Consider the following 21,476-nt stretch of genomic DNA (forward strand, 5'->3'; position numbering starts at 1 on the left):
CGTCTATAAAATCAACATACAATCGCCGTAAGAGTAAAATCTGTACCTTTCCCTTACCGCTTCGTTGTAAGCATTAAAAACAAAATCTTTTCCGGCAAAAGCTGATACAAGCATTATTAGTGTTGATTTTGGAAGGTGAAAATTTGTAAGGAGATAATCAATTACCTTAAACTCATAAGGGGGATAAATGAATATATCTGTTTCGTCTGAAACTCCCCTTACCTCTCCATACTTTGCAAAGCAGCCCTCAAGCGTTCTTACCACTGTTGTTCCCACAGCAAGTATTTTTCCCCCTTTTTTCTTCCATTCATTTATGTCTCTTGCAACCTCTTTACTGATTTCAAAGTGTTCGCTGTCCATTTTGTGCTTCTCAACAATATCCACAGTAACAGGCTTGAAGGTTCCCAATCCAACATAGAGTGTTACCTTTCTAACAGGAATTCCCCTTTCCTCAAGTCTTTTCAAAACACTTTCAGTAAAATGAAAGCCAGCGGTGGGGGCTGCAACTGCACCTGTCTTTTCAGCAAAAACAGTTTGATACCTTATAGGGTCAAAGTCTTTTTGAGGCTCTCTTTTTATGTAAGGTGGAAGAGGGGTTTTCCCATACTTAAATATCTCTTCAAATGGATTGTCAAAGTCAAAGAAAACATAGTGAATTCCCTCGTCAAACTTTTCCTCAACAATTACCTTTTTACCATTTTCAAATTCAAGCACAGTACCCTTTTTTACCCTCTTTGAAGGCTTTATCATACACTTCCATCTTTTTGCTTCCTTATCCAACTGCTTTAACAAAAACACCTCAATCTTTGCCCCTGTTTCTCTCTTTGTAAGATAAAGCCTTGCAGGGAAAACCTTTGTATTGTTTAAAACAATCATTGTGTTGTCCGGGATTATCTCGGGAAATTCATAGAATATTTTATGCTCAATACTCTTTTCTTTTCTGTTTAAAACCATCATTCTGCTTTTATCCCTTTGGTCACGGGGCTTTTGAGCAATCAACTCCTGCGGTAAATTGTAATCAAATTCATCTGTCCTCAATTTTTCACTCCTCAAATTTATTCAAGATATCCTATTTGAATATTGTTATAGAAATGGTCTCCCATTTTTTCATAGTAAAGTGGTAATCCGTTTGAGTACAACACCCTGTCTTCGTCGCTTAAAACACCGTATTTGCCCCCCTGCAGGCTTCCTTCAGAGGCGTAAACCCCAATTAACTCTCCGTCCCAGATAATGTATCCTCTTTTTAGGTTTTTAGTTTTTACAGGATTCCCCTTTTCATCAAGGTAAATGCCTTTCTTTTTATCAAGATGAACCCCTTTGTACAAAACCTTGAAATGCTTTAAAAGGGAAGGAATACTTCCAATTTCAACATCCTTAAAACCTGCGAGCCGGGCTGCATAGGTAAAGTATCCAGGTGAATCAACTGCAATCCTTAAAACAACAGGGTTTTTGTCTGTAAATTTCTTGTAATCTATCCCACCTGTCACATAGGCAAGATTAAATAGAGAGGTTAAATACCCAAAGTAATCCTTTGAAGGCACAAGGGACACCTTGAAAACCTCGTCTGAAATTATGTTGCTTTCATCAACATCTTCCTCTCCCTTTGAATACACTTTTTCAATTACATTTGCTATTCCCTCTTTTATTTCAGCCCTTATCTTAAACCTCATTGTGCCGTAATTCTGCTTTGGATAAATAGACGCAAAATCCCTTACATCAAGTTTATGAGTCCATTGAAGAGGCCATGTTGTCTGCAATTGATATACATACTTTATGTGAGAGTAATCAAATGGTTCATTCTCATACCTGGCCAGAGTTACAGGCTGAATCTTAAACCAGAATACCCTTACTTCTTTCCACTTAAAATTGTCCCACTGCTCTATTCTATCTTCAGGGATAAACTTTCCGTCTATTTTAAGTTTTTTTGAAGGGCAAAAGTAAGTAAGTTTATCCTCTCCCCACTTTTTTGCAACAATACACGCCTGCAATTCAGGATTTTCATCTTCTTTTATAATCATAAAGTCGTTTGTTGCGTAATCAAGGCTTTTTGTTTTTACAACCACATAGGCTTTTACAAACTTAGGTGCGTGTTTTATCCTTAAAATCGGATGAATAAAAATATAGTAAATTCCTCCACCAGCAATAAGAAAAATTAAAACAAGCATTAGCCAGTATTCTTTCAAAAAATCAATAATCCTTTTAACCATATATATTCTCCTCAAAAATTCTTATTAATCTCCCATTAACAAAAACACTTTCCCTTTCAATTTTATTATCGGATTTTAACGCTATTTTTTCAATTAAATCCCTGTTTGAGCCCCTGTATCCGTAAAAAAAGGATGTATCAGCTTCAGAGATAGTTACTTCTTTTACTCCCTTTTCAATTAAATTTAAAAGAAAATCTCTGTAAATCTTTGAATAAACAAGGTGTTTTAAAGATTGATGATAACAACCTGAAAGAACGCTATTGTCTTTATTTAAACTATCAGTTGGCTGCAAGCCTAATTTTATAACCTCAACATTATTCTTCTTTAACAAATACACTCCCCTGCTTAAAGTATCAAGTGTTTCATCACAATCAGGGGCTACAAAGCCCTCTTCTGCAAGTTTTGTATCTTTTAAAACAACAAGGGGATGAATTCTTGCATAATCAACTTTAAGTTTAATAGTTTCTTTAACATCATTTAAAAATATCTCATCTGTTTGAAAAGGTAAACCAATCATCAAATGAATTGAGGTTTTAAAACCGTAATCCTTTGAAATCTTTACCGCTTTTTTAGCAATCTCTCCATTGTGTCCCCTGTTTACAGCCTTTAAAACATTCAGGTTAAAACTCTGAACCCCAAACTCAACTGTTGTAACACCGTAAAATTTAAATATTTCAGCAATTTCAATATTGAAAAAATCAGGCCTTGTTGAAACCCTTATTCCGTCAATTAAACTGTTTTCAATGTACGGCTTAACTGTTTTCAGATAATCCTCTATCTCTTCAAGTTTTCCATAGGTAAAAGTGCCACCAAAAAAAGCCACCTCTTTAAATGAATCTGGATACCTGTTTTTTAAAGTAATTAACGATTTTTCTATTATATTTTCAATATCTCTCTTTGACTTAATCAAAACATCCCCGTTTGCAACCTTTACATTGCAAAATTTACACCTAAAAGGGCACTGATTTTCAGGGAGAAAAACAGGGATAATTTTAATCTTCATCAAGCAATTCGTTTAAATCTTTATTCTCAAGCTTTTTCAAAACCTTTTTTGCGCAATTCTGGTGGGCTATTTTTTTGCTTTTACCCTCCCCAGTTGCAACAACCTTACCTTTAATTTTAACCTCGGCAATAAATGATGTGTCGTGAACAGGCCCCCTTGTTGCAATTATATTGTATTCAGGAAGGCCAAGCCCCTCACCCTGCAGGATTTCCTGCAATTTTGATTTATAGTCAAAGATTACCTTTTCAGGTTCTCTCACAAGAAAACCTGTTTTTTCGTATATGTCAAGAACCCATTGTTTTGCAGTTTGCAAATCTGAATCAAGGTAAATTGCACCAACAAGGGCTTCAAAGAGGTTTTCCTTTATTTTAGGGTTGTTCCTTATCTGCCTGTCTGCATCTGCCACAAGAAGAAAATCGGGGATTTCAAGAAAATCTGTAATTGTTGACAGAGTCTCCCAGTGCACCATATAAGCCTTTGCATTTGTTAAAACCCCTTCAGGTTGCTCTGGAAAGTTTTTAAAAAGGTATTCACCTATAATCAACCCTAAAACACTATCCCCTAAAAACTCAAGCCTTTCGTTGTTATATTTAAGGTTTTTTAAATAGGCGTATGAAGCGTGAGTAAAAGCCTCTTTTAAAAGCTTTTTATTTTGAAAAGAATAAGAAATCTTTTTTTCAATTCTTTTGTAGCTAAAATTTGCCATATCCCGCCTTCTCGTAAAATTTGTAAAAGTCCTCAACTGTGTATGCAACATCAAGCATTGTTTTTTCGTCAAACCACTTTGAAATAAACTGCATTCCAACAGGCAATCCTTCCTTTGAAAAATCAACAGGAAGGGTTATTGCAGGAAGCCCGGCAAGGTTAACCGGTACAGTAAAAATATCAGAAAGGTACATTTCAAGAGGGTTATCCAATTTTTCACCTAACTTAAAGGCTGTTGTAGGGGTTGCCGGAGTAAATATTATATCCACATTGCTAAATGCCTTTTCAAAGTCTTTTGCAATAAGCTTTCTTACAGCAAGTGCCCTTAAATAGTAAGCATCATAATAGCCTGATGAAAGAGCAAAAGTACCTAAAAGTATCCTTCTCTTTGCCTCTTCCCCAAAGCCTTCGCTTCTGGTTTTTAAGTACATATCCTTAACATTGTCAGAGTGTACTCTGTTACCATACCTTACACCGTCAAATCTGGCAAGGTTGCTTGATGCTTCGCTTGTAGCAACAATGTAGTAAGCAGCAATTGAATATTTAATATGAGGCATATCAAGCTTAACAATCTCTGCACCGCTTGCTTTTAAATATTCAAGCACTCTATAATAAATCTCTTTTACATCTTCCTGCTCTATCTTTTCTGCGTATTCCTCTATTACACCAACCTTTAAGCCCTTTAAATCCCTTAACTCAGGCTTGAAGTTTGCAAGCTTATCAACACTTGTTGAGTCATTTTTATCAAAGCCTGAAATTGCCTCAAGCAAAAGCCCAGCACCACAAACATCGTAAGAGAATGGGCCTATCTGGTCTAACGATGAGCCAAATGCAACAAGCCCATACCTTGAAACCCTTCCATAGGTTGGTTTAACACCAACAACACCGCAAAAGGCAGCAGGCTGCCTGATTGAACCCCCTGTATCAGAACCCAAGGCAAAGGGAACAATATCTGCAGCAACAGAAACAGCTGAACCGCCTGAAGAACCTCCAGGCACCCTCTCTTTATCGTAAGGATTCTTTACAGGTCCAAAGGCTGATGTCTCATTTGTTGAACCAAAGGCAAACTCATCCATATTTGCCTTACCAATTATAACCGCCCCGTTTTCAATCAATTTCTCAACAACAGTTGCATTGTAAGGGGAAACATAACCCTTTAGAATTTTAGAAGCACAGGTTGTTGCATACCCTTTAACATTTATATTGTCTTTGACTGCAACAGGAAGGCCAAAGAGTTTTAACTCTTCTCCCTTTTTAACTTTTTCATCAAGTTTGTGAGCAGTCTCAAGCGCAAAATCCTCTGTTAAGGTAATAAATACATTTAACTCTGATTTTTCTTTAGCCTTTTCTATAGCCTTTTTTGTTATATCAACTATTGACAATTCACCGTTTTCGATTTTGTATTTTAATTGTCTAACAACACTCATAACACATACTCCCTTAAATTACTGGAGGAACTTTAACAAAGATGTCCTCAACCTCTGGTGCAAGCTCTAAAACAGTTTTTCTGTCAAACGATTTTCCTGGATTATCTTCCCTTAACATAACCTTTCCTTCGTGAATGCTTTTCAGGCTATCTTTAACCTCTTTAATATCAACCTCGTTTAACTGCTCAATATATTCAAGAATCTCCCCCATTTGCTTTAAAAACTTTTCCACATCTTTTTCATTAATTTCAATATGGGCTAACTTTGCAATGTGTAAAACGGTTTCTCTGTCAATAGCCATAACTCCTCCAAAAAAGTTTTTCCGCATTATTATACACTAATGAAAAGTTTTTATGCTGAAAAACTATAAACCAAGCCTATGCTCTAAAGTCTCCGCAGCTTCTGTAGCCTTCATTTTTAAGAAAACATCAGCATAGGGAGTAACCTTTGAAACATCAGGATTTATCTCAATAACAAACATCCCCCTGTTTTTAGCCTCAATAGGGATTAACCCGGCTGGATACACCTCTCCTGTTGTTCCTATTACAATTAGCAAATCCCCTTTTTCAAGCAACTCCTCAGTTTTTCGTATTGCCTCAACTGGAATTCCCTCCCCAAAAAATATAAAATCAGGCTTTAATACTCCCTTGCATTTTTCACATAATGGGGGAATTTTTTCTATTCTTTCAGGGGTAAAGTTATATTTTTCTCCACATTTTGTACAAACAAGATACTTGGAGTTTCCGTGGTATTCAACCACATTGGTTGAACCTGCCTCCTGGTGAAGGTTGTCAATATTTTGAGTTATAACACCTATAAGCTTCCCTATTTTTTCAAGTTTTGCAAGAAAGTAATGGGCTTTGTTTGGTTTTGCTTTACCAAAATATTCGTAAAAAATATCTTTAATCAATCTCCAGCTTTCTTCAGGGTTGGAGTAAAAAAAAGATAACTCAAGAAAAGAAGGGTCAAATTTAGACCAAAGGCCATTTTCTCCTCTAAAAGGAGGGATGCCACTCTCAACAGAAATCCCTGCACCGGTAAAAGCCACAATATTTTTGGAGTTTTTTATCAATTCTGTCGCTTTAATTATTGCATCCATTTTTACTCCTTTATGTCAATCACTGAAATTGTTAAATCGTCTTCATTTTTCAAACTTTGAGGCAAATCATTTACAAGATTTAAATCAGAAACAATGTTTTTCAAACACTCTGAAGCGGGATAATTCCAGTACCTGTACACTAAATCCCTGATTTCTTCAAGAACTTCTCTAAAATTCCTCTCTCTGTACGCCGGGATTGTTAAAAGACCATCAGTGAAAAAAACAAACCTATCCCCTTTTCTCAAGTTTATAGTCTCCTCTTTATACGCTTTATCAAATGGAATTTTAAGCCCAACAGGAAACTGGGATTTAACAGGGTAAACAATTTCATTGTTATAGATAAATGGCAAATGACCTGCATTTATATAATGCATTTTTCTTTCAGTCAAATCAATTCTGCAAAAAACACCGCTTACATAGTTTGATATATTTTTCAAATTCATCAGATAGGAATCAAGGAATTCAATAAACTTAACAAACTTCTTTCCCTGCCCCGCAATTTTTTTAGAGTGAAAAAGAGTTCTTACAATAGCCATAACCATTGCTGACGGAGAAAAGTGTCCTGAAATATCGGCCATAATAGCAACAAGCCTTTTATCAGATAATTTAATAACATCAAAGTAATCTCCTCCTATCATTCCATAGGGAAGGTAAAAATAAGCATATTCAAGGCATCCAAAATCTTTGCTTTCTTCAGGCAAAAGGCTTTCCTGAATGTTTTTAAGATTTGTCTCCATGTAATTTATAAGCCTTGTTGCTTCTGCCTCTTTAGTAATATCTTTAAACAAAACAATCTTATAATCTTTGTAAACATGGATAAACAACTCTGCCACAAAAACATTGCCTGTCTTTTTATTTTCAAGGGTTATGGTGTAAGTATCTATTTCCTTGCCCTTCTCAATCCTCTCCTTAACCCTCCGGTCAACCATTTTCTTTTCTGCAATAGAGTAGATAAATTCGTTTGCATTCTTTCCCTTTATGTCCTCTCCCATTAACGCCCTGGCAAACCTGTTGGCAAGCAATATTGTATCTTCAAGGTCTGTAACAAAGAGAGGCATTGGCAATTCTTCAATAATTTTTTTAAAAAAATCTATACTAAAATCATTTTTCATAGCGTTTATAGAATTATTCTTTTTTTGTAAAAAATCAAGTTTTTTTTATTTTTAAACAGTTTTTTGATAACATTATATTGAAGTTATGGCAAAGAATGAAGAAAATTTTAACATGACAAAAATTCTTGATGATATAGTTGCTTTTGTATTGATTTTTATTGCGTGCATTGTATTTTTAAGCCTGATATCATTTTCTCCGTCAGACCCAAGCTTATTTACCTCAGACACTGTGTCAAAATTGTATTCAAATAACCTTATAGGAACATTTGGCGCAAATCTAAGTGCAATACTAATCAATATGTTTGGATATGCATCCTATCTTATTGTCCTCTTTTTCCTTGCCCTTTCATACCTGATATTCAAACACGGGCTTAACCCTGTGAAAATATTTTCTTTTTTAGGGGTATTTATAATTGAATTAATCTCTTTTGCAACCGTTTTGTCCCTCTTTCTTTCAGACATCTTATTTATAGACACAAAATTTACCGGAAAAGAATATACAAGCGCAGGAGGAATTATAGGAAACAAGCTTCAGGGGATACTCCTTCCTGAATTTAACTTTTGGGGCACTTTGATTTTAATATTAGCCTTAATCGTTATTACTCTCATAATATCATTAAAGTTAAACCTTTATTCCTTTTACTCCATTCTGTTTGTAGTAAGTAAAAAAATGGTGGAGAGTATAATAACAACTTTAAAAAATTTCATTGAAAAAAGAAGAAAAGAAATAACAATTAAAAAAATCAAAACAAGAAATGCTCCACCTAAAAAACCAAAACCAAAACCTAAACCTGAAAAGAAGGTAAAAGAAAAAAGAGCAGACAAAAAACAACCTGCAATGAAATTTGAAAAAAGCGATGAGTACAATCCACCCTGGCAAGAGATTTTCGCAGACCCTGATGAAGAATCCTTTGTTGATAGAAAAGAACTGGAATTAAAGGGGCAAACGCTGATAAAAAGGCTTAAAGAGTTTAAGGTAAACTGTCAGATTGCAGACATACACCCGGGTCCTATTGTTACCACCTATGAGATTAAACTTGAGCCAGGCATTAAATTTTCAACAATTCAAAATTTAAGCAATGATTTAAGCATTGCTTTAGCAGCAAAATCAATCAGGGTTGAAAGAACCTACGGCAAACCTACAATCTCAATTGAAGTGCCAAACAAAAGGAGAAAATTAATTGTATTAAAAGAAATAATCTCAAGCGAAAAATTCTGGAATTCAAAAGAGCCATTAACCCTTGCATTAGGGCTGAATGTTACAGGAGAGCCTTTTTTCTCAAACCTGAATTCAATGCCTCATTTACTTATAGGCGGGCAAACAGGTTCGGGAAAGAGTGTTGGGCTTAATGCAATGATATGCTCACTTCTTGTTAAAAATCCCCCTGAAATGCTTAAAATGATTATGGTTGACCCTAAAATGGTGGAATTGGGGGTATACTCAAACATCCCCCATCTTTTAACAGATGTAATTATTGACTCCAAGGAAGCGGCAAGTGCTTTGTCCTGGGCTGTCTCTGAGATGGAAAGGAGATACCTTATTTTAAAAGATTTGAGGGTTAGAAACCTCTCATCGTACAACTCTATGAGAAAAAAACTAAAAGGCGGGGAAGAGTTAGAACCCCTTCCTTACATAGTCGTAGTAATAGACGAACTTGCAGACTTGATGTTTGTGGCAAGGGCAAAAGTGGAAGAATCAATAGCAAGGCTTGCGCAAAAGGCAAGGGCTGTAGGCATTCACCTTATCCTTGCAACCCAGAGGCCTTCAAGGGATATTGTAACAGGGGTAATTTCATCAAATATGCCATCAAGGATATGCTTTAAGGTAACCCAGGCAATTGATTCAAGGGTTGTTCTTGACAGAAGCGGGGCAGAACAGCTTTTAGGAAAAGGAGACATGCTCTTCCAGCCACCTGGCACAAGTGAAGTAATCAGGCTTCACGCACCATTTGTCTCTGAAGGTGAGGTTGAAAACCTTGTATCCTATCTAAAATCCTACGGAAAACCTGAGTATATGGACAAAATCAAAAACTTTGAAGAAGCAAAAGAAGAAATTGAAATAGGTTTTGGTGATTCAAAGATTAAATTAAGCTCAAACAACCCGGAATACATTCAGGCTGTTAAACTTGTAATATCAACAGGGCAGGCCTCAATATCCTATTTGCAGAGAAAAATGTCAATTGGCTTTAACAAAGCAGCAAGGTACATTGAAATGATGGAATCAGACGGGATTGTCGGCCCCAAACCTCATCAGGGCGGAAAAGTTAGAGAGGTTTTAGTCGGCCCTGAATTTTTAGATAATTTATAGGGAGAATAATATGCTTAAGCTTTTAATATTTTTCGGGTTTTTATTCGGAATATTTTACTTTTTTTATTACAAAATAAGGAAATTTTTTATGGATATTCTATACCCTGAGCAAAAAGCAGAAGAAACAAAAAACCAGAGAGAAAGCGTCAAAAACAAAGGGGAAATGGTAAAATGCCCTGTGTGCAACACATATTTTCCTGAAAACACTGGAATTAAAAAAAACGGCAAGCTTTACTGCTCTGTGGAATGCCTGGAAAAGGATAATCAATGAAGATAAAAGAGCAAATTGTTGAAATAGGCAAAAGGCTTTACAACAAAAACCTGATATCAGGCTACGAGGGAAACATCTCTGTCAGAGAGGGGGACAAAATATACATTACTCCATCAGGGCTGTGCAAAGGGTTTTTATCTGTTGATGACATAATTGTTATTGACCTGGAAGGAAACCTAATTGAAGGAAACAAAAAACCCTCATCTGAAACAAAAATGCACTTAAAGATATATAAATCAAGGGAAGATGTAAAAGGCGTTGTTCACGCACACCCGCCTGTTGCCACAGGTTTTGCCTGTGCAGGTTACGGCCTTGAGCAAAGCCTTACAGCAGAAACTGTTTTAATGTTTGGAACAATCCCCCTTGCCCCATACGGCACACCCTCAACAGACAAATTACCTGAGGCACTGAACAACTATTTAGAGTACAATGCTATACTTCTTGCAAACCACGGGGCAGTAACCTTTGCTGAAAATGTTGAAAAAGCCTATTTTCTTATGGAACAGGTTGAACATTATGCTAAAATTACCCTTGTAGCAAATATCCTGGGTAGTCCAAAAACATTGCCCTGTGAAGAAGTGGACACACTTATGGAATTGAGAAAAAAAATGGGCATTGAAACCGGGTTACCAAAGTTTTGCAGGGTTAACGATGATGTTAAGTATTACAGATTTTCAAGGGATGAACTGGTAAACCTTATTAAAGGTATTATAGAGGAATTAGGAGGATAACCTTATGGGTGACGCAATTGGAATGATTGAAACAAAAGGCCTGGTTGCTTTGATTGAAGCAGCTGATGCTGCAGTTAAAGCAGCCAATGTAACCCTTGTCTCTTACGAAAAAATAGGCGGTGGTTACTGCACAATCGTTGTAAGGGGAGATGTTGCAGCGGTTAAAGCGGCAACCGATGCAGGGGCAGCGGCAGCAAGAAGAGTCGGCGAACTTGTATCCGTACATGTAATCCCAAGACCGCACAACAACTTGGAAGGGGTAATGCCAATAGGCAAGTCAAAATAATTTTAAGTGCTTGACTTAATTGAAAACTTAATTAGCAAAAAAAATCTTTTAGATAGAAGAGAGATTCCTGATTTAAAAGGGTCTCTCTTTTCTATATATCTTGAACTTTTAGCAGAAAATACAGGGAAAAAGGTTGTATTTATACCCTCTTCCTCAACAAAAAAAGAAACATTAAAAAACGATTTAAACTGCCCAGAATTTCCTCAATTCTCATTAACCTCAACACTTTTAGAGCCTCACATAAAAACAAAAACTGAATTTTTTGACGCATTTTACAGGTTTTTTATTGAAAATGAAAAGATTGCAATTGCAAACCCCTGCTTCTTTCTCCTTCCCCTTCCAGACATTTCAAAAAACTTCTTTAATGTAAAGGTTTCAGATGAGTTAAATCCAGAAACACTAAAATCCTTCCTATCAAAAGCAGGTTATATTCAAACAGATATTGTTAGAGAAGCGGGAGAGTATGCATTTAGAGGCAATATTGTTGACTTTTTCCCCTTTTCAAACGAACTTCCTGTTAGAGTTGAAATTGACTTTGATGAGGTTGAGTCAATAAAACTATTTGACCCAATCTCCCAGAAATCAGTTAAGGTTGAAAGAGAAGTTATAATTTATCCAATCTTTCCTTTAAGCGACACTGAAAAACATATTGAAAAATTAAAGCAAAAGTTAAAAAACCTCTTCAATAAACCAGAGTTAAAAATTTCATTGAAAGAAAAACTTGAGCAGATTGAAAAGCACAGGCTTAGAGACTTTTTCTATCTCTCTCTTTCAATTTTAGAGGATAAGTTTTTCCAACTATTTGAAAACACTATTTTTATTTTTGAAAATAAAAAAGAATTTGAAGATAGGATAGAGGGAATAAAAAATGATATTGAAAGGCAATACTTAGAAGAAACAAAAAACGGTTACCTTTCTCTGCCATATAAAGAGGTTTTCAGGGATTTAAAGAAACTGAAAGACTTTTTCAAAGAGAAAACAATTGAAATTAACCCTTCCGACACAACATTAATCTCATCAATTCCTCCAATAGTTAAGGGGAAAATAGATGAGATAACAAACTTTATAAAAGAAAAATTGAATGAGGGGGCAAAAGTAATACTCTCCTCTCCCAACGAATTTTACTTGAAAAAAAGCGAAGAATTGCTTTTTGAAAACTCAATCCCCTTTTCAAAAGAAAAGGAAGAAAAGGGAGTAAATCTAATCATTTCAAAGTATTCCAGCAATTTTGCAATATCAAATAACATTATTTTTTTAAGTTTTTTAGGCCTTTTCCCGGAAAAGAAGAAGGAAAAGAAAAAAACAAGGTTTTCATCATTCTTTTCTGACTTTTCAGACATAAAAAAGGGAGATTATGTTGTTCACATAGAATACGGTATAGCAAAATACCTTGGCACAAAAACCCTTGAAATAGAAAACAGCTTAAACGAAATGGTTGAGCTTGAATTTGCAAATGACACAAAGGTTTTTGTCCCTGTGTCAAAGATCCATCTGCTTCAAAAGTACAAAGATTACACTGCCGAAAGCGTTTCCCTGTCAAACATAGCCTCAAAGCAATGGGAGAGAACAAAGAAAAAGGTTCAAAGAGAGATTGAGTCATACGCAAAAGAGTTGCTTACCCTGTATGCTGAAAGAAAAATGGCTAAAGGAATATCCTTTTCCCCCCCTTCAAGTTTGTACAGGGAATTTGAAGATGCTTTTGAATACACAGAAACAGAAGACCAGTTAAGTGCGATAAACGATATAAACAGAGACCTTGAAGCAAGCTATCCAATGGACAGGCTTTTATGCGGAGATGTTGGATTTGGCAAAACAGAGGTTGCAATGAGGGCTTGCTTTCGGGCTGTTGAATCAGGCTATCAGGTTCTTGTACTATCGCCAACAACTGTTTTAACATTCCAGCACTTTGAGAGGTTTAAAAAAAGGTTTGAACTATTCCCCATTGAAATAGAGATGCTTTCAAGGTTTGTCTCTTCAAAAAAGCAAAGAGAGATAATTGAAAGATTTGCCAGAGGAGAGATAGATATTTTAATTGGCACCCACAGAATACTCTCAAAAGACATTATTCCAAAAAATTTAGGGCTGATAATTGTTGACGAAGAACAAAGGTTCGGAGTGCTTCAAAAGGAAAAACTAAAGTATTTAAAGAAAAGCGTAAATGTTTTATCAATGACAGCAACCCCAATTCCAAGAACATTGAATATGTCTGTTATGGGATTAAAGGATATTAGTATAATTGAAACACCGCCAAAAAACAGGCTTGCAGTTGATACCTATCACATAGTTTTTGACCCAACAACAATAAAAAAGGCAATAGAGTTTGAATTGAAAAGAGACGGGCAGGTTTACTTTGTTCACAACAGGATTGAAACAATTGAGCAGGTTACCTCAATAATCAAATCCCTTGTGCCTGAAGCAAAGGTTAATTTTGCCCACGGAAAAATGGGGGAAGAGAAGCTTGAAAGGATAATGCTTAAATTTTTCAAAAAAGAGATAGACATACTTGTAACAACAACAATTATAGAAAATGGAATGGATGTAAAAGACGCAAATACAATGTTTATAAACGATGCACAAAACTTTGGCCTTTCACAGCTTTACCAGTTAAGGGGAAGGATAGGAAGAAGCGACAAACCTGCCTTTTGCTATCTTATTACATCGGGAAGTTTCTCCCTGACAAAAGAGGCAAGAAAGAGGATTGAGGCTTTAGAGGAGTTTTCATACCTTGGTGCAGGGTTTAGAATATCAATGTTTGACCTTGAATTAAGGGGTGCAGGGGAGATTTTAGGTACAAAGCAAAGCGGCCACATAAACTCTGTTGGAATAGAGTTATATACAAAAATGCTTGAAAAAACAGTTGAGAAGCTCAAAAACAAAGAGTTTGTTGAAGAGGAAACAATTTTAGAGCACCCCTTTATAATTCCAAAGGAATACATAGAAGTGCCTTCTGTAAGGCTTTCATTTTATAGAAAACTGTCAATAGCAAGGGAATACAAAGACTTGTTGAAGGTTACAGAAGAGATGGAAGACAGGTTTGGAAAACTTCCTGAAAAAATAGAGCTATTAATTTCAGCACACAAAATTAGAATAGAAGGAAGAAAATTGGGAATAAAAAGCATTGAATTAAAAAAATCTGTATGCACCCTTGTTGTGTCAGACAATAGCAGACTCAATATTGAAAAACTTGTTGAAGAGGTAAACAAAAACCCATTTATTGAAATTACACCTGATGGAAAAATAGTTATCCACAGGCAAAAAAACAGAGATTTGAAAGATTTTCTGTCTTTTATCCTTGAACTTCTCAAAAAAATTGAAAACAAACAATAAAATAAACCGTATAATTTAACCGTGAAGAAAAATAATAAGGAGTTGGTATGTTAAAAAAGTTTTTGCTAATCCTAACGGTAATTTTAACTGTTAATTTAACCTTTGCGGATGAGGGAATGTTTCCCTTAAACGAATTAAACCACATTAATTACAACAAACTAAAAAAAATGGGGCTAAACCTGACATACGACCAGATTAGAAACGATATTTCAAAAGCGGTCGTATCCTTAGGCGGCGGTACAGGCTCTTTTGTCTCAAAAGACGGGCTTATAATTACAAACCATCATGTTGCTTACAGGGCTATCCAGTACAATGCAAGCGCAAAGCACAATTACATTAAAGAGGGCTTTTACGCAGATTCATTTGAAAAAGAACTCCCAGCACCAGGCTATTATGCAGACATAATCCTTGATATTGTTGATGTTACAAACAGGATTAAATCTAAACTCAACGATAAAATGACTGACAAAGAAAGGTATGAAACCATTGAAAATGAAATCAAAAAAATTGAAAAGGAAACTGAGGCAAAAGAAAAAAATATAAGGGCTGAAGTTGCTGCCTTTTACGGTGGAAAGCAATTCCTTTTATTCAAAAAAATGAGGCTTCAGGATATCAGGCTTGTTTACGCACCACCTGAGTCAATTGGCGCATTCGGAGGAGACATTGACAACTTTGAATGGCCAAGACACGACGGAGATTTTTCATTTTTAAGGGCTTATGTTGATAAAAACGGTAACCCTGCACCTTACTCAAAAGACAATGTCCCCTATCACCCTAAACACTTTCTCAAAATAGCCTTCAAGCCTTTAAAAACAAACGATTTTGCCTTTATTTTAGGCTTTCCAGGACACACAGACAGGTATATGACTGGCAAACAGATTGACCTTTTCTTAAATCAATCAATTCCCTTAAAACTCAAACTCTTTACAGACATAATCAATATGATGGAAGAGGAAGGAAAGAAAAATCCTGAATTAAACATTAAGGTTGCCTTCTGGGTTAAAGCATTAAACAACACAAAAAAATACTATGAGGGTGTACAGGCTGGATTAAAAAGAGATAAGGTTGTTGACAAATTCTATAAGAGAGACAAAGAGATTGAAAAGTGGATTGCAAAAAACAATGATATGCTAAAGTATAAAAATGCAATTCCTGAAATGAATAAAATTGCGGAACAAATCAACAAAATAGAAAAAACACTTACAATTATGGGATACTCAAATTTTGTCTCAACATTCGGGGCAGGGGCAACAATTGGAAGATGGGCTGAAGAAAAGAAAAAACCTGATTTAAAAAGAGACCCTGCATTTATGGAAAGAAACATTCCAAGGAGAAAGAGAAGGCTTGAAACAATGCAAAGGGATTTAATCCCGGAATTAGACAAAACAATGCTTTCATATTTTATGAAAAGATTTGCAGATTTGCCGGAAAACGAAAGGCCTGAAACATTCAAAAAATACTTCGGTAACGGAACAAAAGAAGAGTTATACAAAAAAATAGACAAAACCCTTGATGAGTTTTACAAAACAACAAAGCTAACAGACAAAAACACAAGGCTTAAATACTTTGATATGAGTGAAGAGCAGTTGAAAAAGGTTAACGATAAACTCCTTCACTTTGCATGGGACTTTGCTGATGAATTAAAGGAAAAGCAGGATAACCTTAAAGGCTTAAACGGAAAAGTTATGAGAATTAAACCTCAGGTAATTGAAGTAATCAACAAATTCACAGGAAAAGAATTATATCCAGACGCAAACAGCACATTAAGGTTTACATACGGGAAAATATGCGGATACTCTCCAAGGGATGCGGTATGGTACAAACCGTTTACAACATTGAAAGGTGCAATTGAAAAAGAAACAGGCAAAGAACCCTTTGCAAATCCAAAAAAACTTATTGAACTTTATGAGAAAAAGGATTTTGGAGAATATTACGACAAAACATTGGGGGGAGTGCCTCTTGATTTTCTAACAGACAACGATACCACAGGCGGAAACTCAGGAAGCCCAACATTAAACGGAAACGGAGAAATTATAGGGCTTCTCTTTGACGGAAACTTTGAGTCAATCTCTTCAGACTATTACTTCAACCCAGCTTTAACAAGAAGCGTTGTTGTTGACTCAAGATATATTCTTTTTATACTTGACAAATTCTCAAACGCTCAACGCATTATAAAAGAATTGACAATAGTAAAATAAAATTATTCAATAAACTTGTGGGGGAGTAAAATCCCCCTTTTTTTAACACTAACTAAAAGGGGACAAAATGAGGAATAAACCCAAGTATAATTTTTTAAAAAATTCAAAATATGCACTTGAAGGAGTATTTGCCGCACTGAAACAGGAAAGAGCATTCCAGATTGAAGTATTTTTAGCCATACTAATGACCATTATTCTCTGGCTTTTGCCAATAAAGATAGGCTACAAATTCATACTTCAAGCATCACTCATCATTCCCTTTATAGCCGAAATGTTTAACACTGCAATTGAAAACACAGTTGACTTAGCCTGCAAAGAGATACACCCTCTTGCAAAATATGCAAAAGATACAGCAAGCGCCGGAGTTTTCTTCAGCCTTGTACTAACCGGCCTTATCTGGCTTTTCACCCTTCTAATAGCTTTTAATATAGTCTAAATATGAACAATTTTATTCTATTTCTTGTCCCCACAATTATCTGGGGCTCAACATGGCTTGCAATAACATTTCAATTAACTGTAAACCCGCTCTACTCCATTATTTACAGGTTTATCCTTGCAAGCGGAATACTTTTTGTTTACTCATTTACAAAAAAGCTTCCGCTAAAATTCCCTTTAAAAGTACACAAAGATTTGTTTTTACTTGGAATTACCCTGTTTGGCTTTAATTACTTTTTTACATACACAGCAGAGCAAAACCTCACAAGCGGGCTTGTTGCATTATGCTTTTCAACAATGGTAATCTTCAACTCAATAAATGCAAGGATTTTCCTGAAACAGAAGATAAACTTTAAGGTAATATTAGGGGGGATAATAGGCCTAATCGGCCTTTCAATACTTTTCAAAAACGATATTTTAAACTTTACCTTATCTTCAACAACAACAAAGGGGATTGTATTAACCTTTGCCGGTGCATACTGCGCATCACTCGGCAACATTATCTCTGCCAAAATCCAGAAAGAAAACATTCCTATTATTCAATCAAATACATTTGGAATGCTTTACGGTGCACTATCTTTGCTTTTAATTGCCTTGATAAGCGGTAAAATACCTGAAATAGATACATCATTCAGTTATATAACTGCATTACTCTATCTCTCAATATTCGGCTCTGTAATAGCATTTGGAAGTTATCTTAAACTTTTAGGAAGGATAGGTCCTCAAAAGGCTGTTTACATTACTTTACTTATCCCCATCGTTGCAATAGTTTTATCTGCAGTATTTGAAAACCTTTCTTTACAACCTCACTCAATAATAGGAATATTAATCGTTCTTGCAGGAAATTACATTGCGTTGAAAAGATAAATAAGATGCAAGGTTTTAGGTATTAGGTTCTGGGTAAATGGGGTAAAAAAATGGCGGGAGCGACGAGACTCGAACTCGCGACCTCCGGCGTGACAGGCCGGCGTTCTAACCAAACTGAACTACGCCCCCGCTTGTGCGGATTGTGAGATTAAAATGGTGGGCGATGACGGGCTCGAACCGCCGACCCCCTGCTTGTAAGGCAGGTGCTCTCCCAACTGAGCTAATCGCCCACATCGTTTATCTCACAGGGATAGAGTATAGAAAAAAATGAGAAATTAGTCAACAATTTTTTTGCAAAAAAATTAAATCATTCTATAATTTATATATCAAAAATGAGGTATTCAAATGAGTGTATTTAAAGGATTTTTGTTAAATTTATTTATAAATTTATCTTTTTTATTAATCTCAGGATATATAGTAAACAAACTTGAAAATGATAAAAATAAAGCAAAAATTATTCAGGGGACACTTTTCGGTTTTGCAGCAATACTGAATATGACTTTCCCGATAAAACTTGAGCCTGGGCTTATTTTTGATGGAAGAACTATATTTATTAACCTGTCCACTATACTGTTTGGGCCTTTAAGCGGACTTATTTCAAGTGCTTTTGCCTCATTTTATAGACTTTTCATTGGAGGAAAAGGGGCAATCGGAGGAACATTAATTATTTTATTGGCATATTTAATTAGCTTACCGTTCTATTACTTAACAATAAAAAAACAAACAAGGTTTTACAAACGCTATTTCGGGTATGCGTCTTTCTTAACACAGGTAGCAATGATACCTTTAATCTGGGTTCTCATTGGTAAATCAACTTTACTGAAACTTTTTTATCCGTTTATAATCCCTGCTCTAATCATATACCCTTTCGTTACAGTTTTAGGCGCATACTTTCTTATTGAGCAAATTGAATTAAAAAACATGTCTCAAAAGATAGAAGATAGAGAAAGAATGATGGGAGCAGTTTTAGACAATATAGACGAAATAATAATATTAACTGACCAGAATTTAAAAGTACTGTTTTTGAATCGTTCTGCCCAAAAATTTTGTGGGATAGCAGAATTTTCAAACAAACCGTTAACAGATTTATTTAAATTTAGCAGCGATACAGTTAAAGACCCAATAAAAGAAGCAATTAAACTTCTACAAAATAAAAAACAAACAAAAACAACTGAAAAATGTTATCTGTTAAAAGGAATAAAAAAAATACCCATTGAAGGACAGATTACTGCTATTAAAGAAAACCATAAAAATAAATTTTATGTATTTACTATAAAAGACATTAGCGAAAAGATAGAGAAAGAAAATATTATGCAAAACATTATTGAAAGAACACAAGAGGGAATTGAGTCATACGACAAAAACTGGAACTACACTTTTGCAAATAAAGAGGCGGCAAGGTTAATGAAAGTTAAAACCCCAAAAGATTTAATTGGCAAAAATAAATGGAAAGATTTAAATCCCGAAGCAATTGGAAATTCTTTCCATAAAGCCTGTATAGAAGCATTTAAAAAGCAAAAAGAGAGGTATGTTGAAAATTACTTTGAACCGTGGGATACATGGTTTGAAAATAGGATCTATCCATCAAATGATGGAGTTACCGTGTTTTTTAGAGACATCACAAAGAAAAAGAAAGCTGAACTTGAACTGAAACAGAAAAATGAAGAGATAGAAAATTTACTTAACCTTAACTCCATTATCCTTTTCAAATTTGATATTGAAACCCGTGAAACAACATTCATAAGTAAAAACATTGAGAGCATATTAGGCTATTCCTTAGAAGAATGTTTTAAGCAAAGTTGGTGGAGGAATCACCTCTATCAAGAAGACAGAGAAAAAGCTATTATTAATAGTGATAGAATTATAACAGCAAACCATACCACTCAAAAATTTAGGTTTTATAAAAAAGATGGAGATTTAGTATGGATTTTAGAAAAGCAGAAAAAAATTAAAAACAAAGCAACAGGAAAAGATGAAGTTTTAGGTGTATGGATTGACATTACAAACTTAATGGCAGCTGAAGAAAGATTAAAGGAAAGCGAAGAAAGATTCAAAAGGATATTTTACAATGACACAGTTCCCATGTTTTTAATTAATTTATCAGACGGGAAATTAGAAGATGCCAACAATGCCGCATGCAAATTTTACGGCTACACAATAGAAGAATTCAAAAAATTAAAACTAAGTGATTTACATCCAGAAAAAACAAATTTTGACATGCTAATGAAATTAATAAAAAAACAAAATAATAAAAATTATATACAAACACAACATTTAACAAAAAACGGAGAGGTAAAGGATGTGGAAATTTATGGAGTGCCATTATCATTTGGGAATAAAGAAAATGTTTTTGCAATAGTACACGACATTAGTGAAAAGAAAAAGTATTTACGAGATTTAATAAACTCTGAATCAAAATTTTTTGTTATTTTTAACACAATGCCTATCCCTGCAACAATATCAGATATTAAAACAGGTAAATTTTTAGATGTTAACCTTAAATTTGAAGAAATTACTGGCTACAAAAAAGAAGAAATTATAGGAAAAACTTCTCATGATATAAATTTATGGAATAACTTTGAAGACAGAGAGAGATATTTAGAAATGTTAAACCAAAATGGCTATGTTGACGGAACAGAACTAAAGTTTAGGACTAAAGATGGCAAAATTCTCACAACCCTTGTCTCTGCAACAATTCAAAATATAGACGGAAAACCAGCAATTATTGGAACAGCACAGGATATAACAGAATTGAAAAAACTTCAAGAAACACTTGAAGAAAGGGTTAGAGAAAGAACAGAACACCTTGAAAAATTAAATGAAGAGCTTAAAACATTTGCCCACTCTATAGCACACGATTTAAAAGAGCCTTTAAGAAGCCTTTATAATTTTAGCGAGATTTTAGAGAAAGAATACAAAAAAATTATTGATGACAAAGGGCAAGAATACCTTAACTTTATTTTTGAATCTGCGAAAGAACTTCAGCGAAAAATAGAAAACCTTAATGAATATATAAAACTTGGGAAAGAAGGGATTACATTAGGAAAAGTTCCCCTTGATAGAGTAATAAAAAAGGTGATAAATGTTCTTTCTTCAAAAATAAAAGATACAGAAGCAAACTTAAAGATCCCTGAAAACCTGCCAATAGTTTATGGAAATGACATGCTTTTGGAAAAGGTGTTCCAGAACCTGATTGACAACTCTCTAAAATTTGTTAAAAAAGGCAAAAACCCTGAAATTTCAATTCAATTTAAAGAAAAGGAAGAAAGGGTTATAATATTTATAGAAGATAATGGGATAGGAATGAATATAAAGTACATTGAAAAAGCATTTAATTTATTTCAAAGAGTGCATGAAGGAGATTTATACGAGGGCACAGGAATTGGCCTTGCCATTGTGAAAAAAGCAATTGACTTAATGGATGGAGAAATATCAGTAAATTCTGAAATAGGAAAAGGGACAACATTTATACTAACTTTAAAGAAATAACTTACGGAGGA

General features: G+C 34.8%; 17 protein-coding genes and 2 tRNA genes. 9 read left to right on the top strand and 10 right to left on the bottom strand.

Annotated features, from left to right (window positions below):
• Positions 1–3: 3 nt before the first annotated feature.
• The 8 genes from queA to TTHT_RS06575 form a co-directional block, all read right to left on the bottom strand.
• A complete protein-coding gene (gene queA, locus TTHT_RS06540) occupies positions 4–1,038 on the bottom strand; it encodes a tRNA preQ1(34) S-adenosylmethionine ribosyltransferase-isomerase QueA (RefSeq protein ID WP_201327176.1) in 1,035 nt (344 codons plus the stop codon).
• Positions 1,039–1,055: 17 nt separating this feature from the next.
• Entirely contained in the window at positions 1,056–2,207 is a 1,152-nt protein-coding gene (locus tag TTHT_RS06545) for a hypothetical protein (protein ID WP_201327177.1), read from the bottom strand.
• On the bottom strand, positions 2,200–3,210 hold the full coding sequence (locus TTHT_RS06550; RefSeq protein WP_201327178.1) for a radical SAM protein: 1,011 nt from the start codon (positions 3,208–3,210) through the stop codon (positions 2,200–2,202). The genes TTHT_RS06545 and TTHT_RS06550 overlap by 8 nt, the downstream gene beginning before the upstream one ends.
• A complete protein-coding gene (gene rnc / locus TTHT_RS06555) occupies positions 3,200–3,916 on the bottom strand; it encodes a ribonuclease III (RefSeq protein ID WP_201327179.1) in 717 nt (238 codons plus the stop codon). The genes TTHT_RS06550 and rnc overlap by 11 nt, the downstream gene beginning before the upstream one ends.
• Positions 3,903–5,342 (bottom strand): Asp-tRNA(Asn)/Glu-tRNA(Gln) amidotransferase subunit GatA, encoded by a 1,440-nt coding sequence (gatA, locus tag TTHT_RS06560; protein WP_201327180.1) that lies wholly within the window; start codon positions 5,340–5,342, stop codon positions 3,903–3,905. Before gatA ends, rnc begins: the two co-directional genes overlap by 14 nt.
• A gap of 13 nt (positions 5,343–5,355) precedes the next feature.
• The gene (gene gatC, locus TTHT_RS06565; RefSeq protein ID WP_201327181.1) at positions 5,356–5,643 is read right to left on the bottom strand and encodes an Asp-tRNA(Asn)/Glu-tRNA(Gln) amidotransferase subunit GatC; all 288 of its coding nucleotides are present in this window, start codon (positions 5,641–5,643) and stop codon (positions 5,356–5,358) included.
• A 63-nt stretch (positions 5,644–5,706) separates the two neighbouring features.
• Positions 5,707–6,441 carry an SIR2 family NAD-dependent protein deacylase gene (locus TTHT_RS06570; RefSeq protein WP_201327182.1) on the bottom strand — a complete coding sequence of 245 codons (735 nt, stop codon included), beginning with the start codon at positions 6,439–6,441 and terminating at the stop codon, positions 5,707–5,709.
• Positions 6,442–6,443: 2 nt separating this feature from the next.
• Complete coding sequence (locus TTHT_RS06575; RefSeq protein WP_201327183.1) at positions 6,444–7,553, bottom strand: SpoIIE family protein phosphatase; 1,110 nt, start codon at positions 7,551–7,553, stop codon at positions 6,444–6,446.
• 85 nt (positions 7,554–7,638) lie between these two features.
• Between TTHT_RS06575 and TTHT_RS06580 the strand changes: the two genes are divergently transcribed.
• From TTHT_RS06580 to TTHT_RS06615, 8 genes are all read left to right on the top strand, one after another.
• Complete coding sequence (locus TTHT_RS06580; protein WP_201327184.1) at positions 7,639–9,861, top strand: DNA translocase FtsK; 2,223 nt, start codon at positions 7,639–7,641, stop codon at positions 9,859–9,861.
• 10 nt (positions 9,862–9,871) lie between these two features.
• Positions 9,872–10,132, top strand: coding sequence for a PP0621 family protein (locus TTHT_RS06585; protein ID WP_201327185.1), 261 nt, complete (start codon positions 9,872–9,874; stop codon positions 10,130–10,132).
• Positions 10,129–10,863 (top strand): class II aldolase/adducin family protein, encoded by a 735-nt coding sequence (locus tag TTHT_RS06590; protein WP_201327186.1) that lies wholly within the window; start codon positions 10,129–10,131, stop codon positions 10,861–10,863. The genes TTHT_RS06585 and TTHT_RS06590 overlap by 4 nt, the downstream gene beginning before the upstream one ends.
• 4 nt (positions 10,864–10,867) lie before the next feature.
• The gene (gene eutM, locus TTHT_RS06595; protein ID WP_201327187.1) at positions 10,868–11,149 is read left to right on the top strand and encodes an ethanolamine utilization microcompartment protein EutM; all 282 of its coding nucleotides are present in this window, start codon (positions 10,868–10,870) and stop codon (positions 11,147–11,149) included.
• A gap of 6 nt (positions 11,150–11,155) precedes the next feature.
• Entirely contained in the window at positions 11,156–14,476 is a 3,321-nt protein-coding gene (gene mfd, locus TTHT_RS06600; protein ID WP_201327188.1) for a transcription-repair coupling factor, read from the top strand.
• A 47-nt stretch (positions 14,477–14,523) separates the two neighbouring features.
• Positions 14,524–16,674 (top strand): S46 family peptidase, encoded by a 2,151-nt coding sequence (locus tag TTHT_RS06605; protein WP_201327189.1) that lies wholly within the window; start codon positions 14,524–14,526, stop codon positions 16,672–16,674.
• A 67-nt stretch (positions 16,675–16,741) separates the two neighbouring features.
• The gene (locus TTHT_RS06610) at positions 16,742–17,110 is read left to right on the top strand and encodes a diacylglycerol kinase (RefSeq protein ID WP_201327190.1); all 369 of its coding nucleotides are present in this window, start codon (positions 16,742–16,744) and stop codon (positions 17,108–17,110) included.
• 2 nt (positions 17,111–17,112) lie between these two features.
• Positions 17,113–17,976, top strand: a complete 864-nt coding sequence (locus tag TTHT_RS06615) for a DMT family transporter (RefSeq protein ID WP_201327191.1) — start codon at positions 17,113–17,115, stop codon at positions 17,974–17,976.
• A gap of 51 nt (positions 17,977–18,027) precedes the next feature.
• On the opposite strand, the gene TTHT_RS06620 is transcribed toward TTHT_RS06615, so the two are convergent.
• A tRNA-Asp gene (locus TTHT_RS06620) sits at positions 18,028–18,105 on the bottom strand.
• Between the two features lie 25 nt (positions 18,106–18,130).
• Positions 18,131–18,206 (bottom strand) — tRNA-Val (locus TTHT_RS06625).
• A 115-nt stretch (positions 18,207–18,321) separates the two neighbouring features.
• On the opposite strand from TTHT_RS06625, the gene TTHT_RS06630 reads away from it, so the two are divergent.
• On the top strand, positions 18,322–21,465 hold the full coding sequence (locus TTHT_RS06630; protein ID WP_201327192.1) for a PAS domain S-box protein: 3,144 nt from the start codon (positions 18,322–18,324) through the stop codon (positions 21,463–21,465).
• Positions 21,466–21,476 lie beyond the last annotated feature (11 nt).

The sequence above is a fragment of the Thermotomaculum hydrothermale genome (assembly GCF_016592575.1).
Lineage (GTDB): Bacteria > Acidobacteriota > Holophagae > Thermotomaculales > Thermotomaculaceae > Thermotomaculum > Thermotomaculum hydrothermale.

Coding starts and splice junctions, on each gene's coding strand:
- TTHT_RS06545 (WP_201327177.1), bottom strand. CDS start 2,207: ATGGTTAAAAGGATTATTGATTTTTTGAAAGAATACTGGCTAATGCTT.
- TTHT_RS06550 (WP_201327178.1), bottom strand. CDS start 3,210: ATGAAGATTAAAATTATCCCTGTTTTTCTCCCTGAAAATCAGTGCCCT.
- rnc (WP_201327179.1), bottom strand. CDS start 3,916: ATGGCAAATTTTAGCTACAAAAGAATTGAAAAAAAGATTTCTTATTCT.
- gatA (WP_201327180.1), bottom strand. CDS start 5,342: ATGAGTGTTGTTAGACAATTAAAATACAAAATCGAAAACGGTGAATTG.
- gatC (WP_201327181.1), bottom strand. CDS start 5,643: ATGGCTATTGACAGAGAAACCGTTTTACACATTGCAAAGTTAGCCCAT.
- TTHT_RS06570 (WP_201327182.1), bottom strand. CDS start 6,441: ATGGATGCAATAATTAAAGCGACAGAATTGATAAAAAACTCCAAAAAT.
- TTHT_RS06575 (WP_201327183.1), bottom strand. CDS start 7,553: ATGAAAAATGATTTTAGTATAGATTTTTTTAAAAAAATTATTGAAGAA.
- TTHT_RS06580 (WP_201327184.1), top strand. CDS start 7,639: ATGGCAAAGAATGAAGAAAATTTTAACATGACAAAAATTCTTGATGAT.
- TTHT_RS06585 (WP_201327185.1), top strand. CDS start 9,872: ATGCTTAAGCTTTTAATATTTTTCGGGTTTTTATTCGGAATATTTTAC.
- TTHT_RS06590 (WP_201327186.1), top strand. CDS start 10,129: ATGAAGATAAAAGAGCAAATTGTTGAAATAGGCAAAAGGCTTTACAAC.
- eutM (WP_201327187.1), top strand. CDS start 10,868: ATGGGTGACGCAATTGGAATGATTGAAACAAAAGGCCTGGTTGCTTTG.
- TTHT_RS06605 (WP_201327189.1), top strand. CDS start 14,524: ATGTTAAAAAAGTTTTTGCTAATCCTAACGGTAATTTTAACTGTTAAT.
- TTHT_RS06610 (WP_201327190.1), top strand. CDS start 16,742: ATGAGGAATAAACCCAAGTATAATTTTTTAAAAAATTCAAAATATGCA.
- TTHT_RS06615 (WP_201327191.1), top strand. CDS start 17,113: ATGAACAATTTTATTCTATTTCTTGTCCCCACAATTATCTGGGGCTCA.
- TTHT_RS06630 (WP_201327192.1), top strand. CDS start 18,322: ATGAGTGTATTTAAAGGATTTTTGTTAAATTTATTTATAAATTTATCT.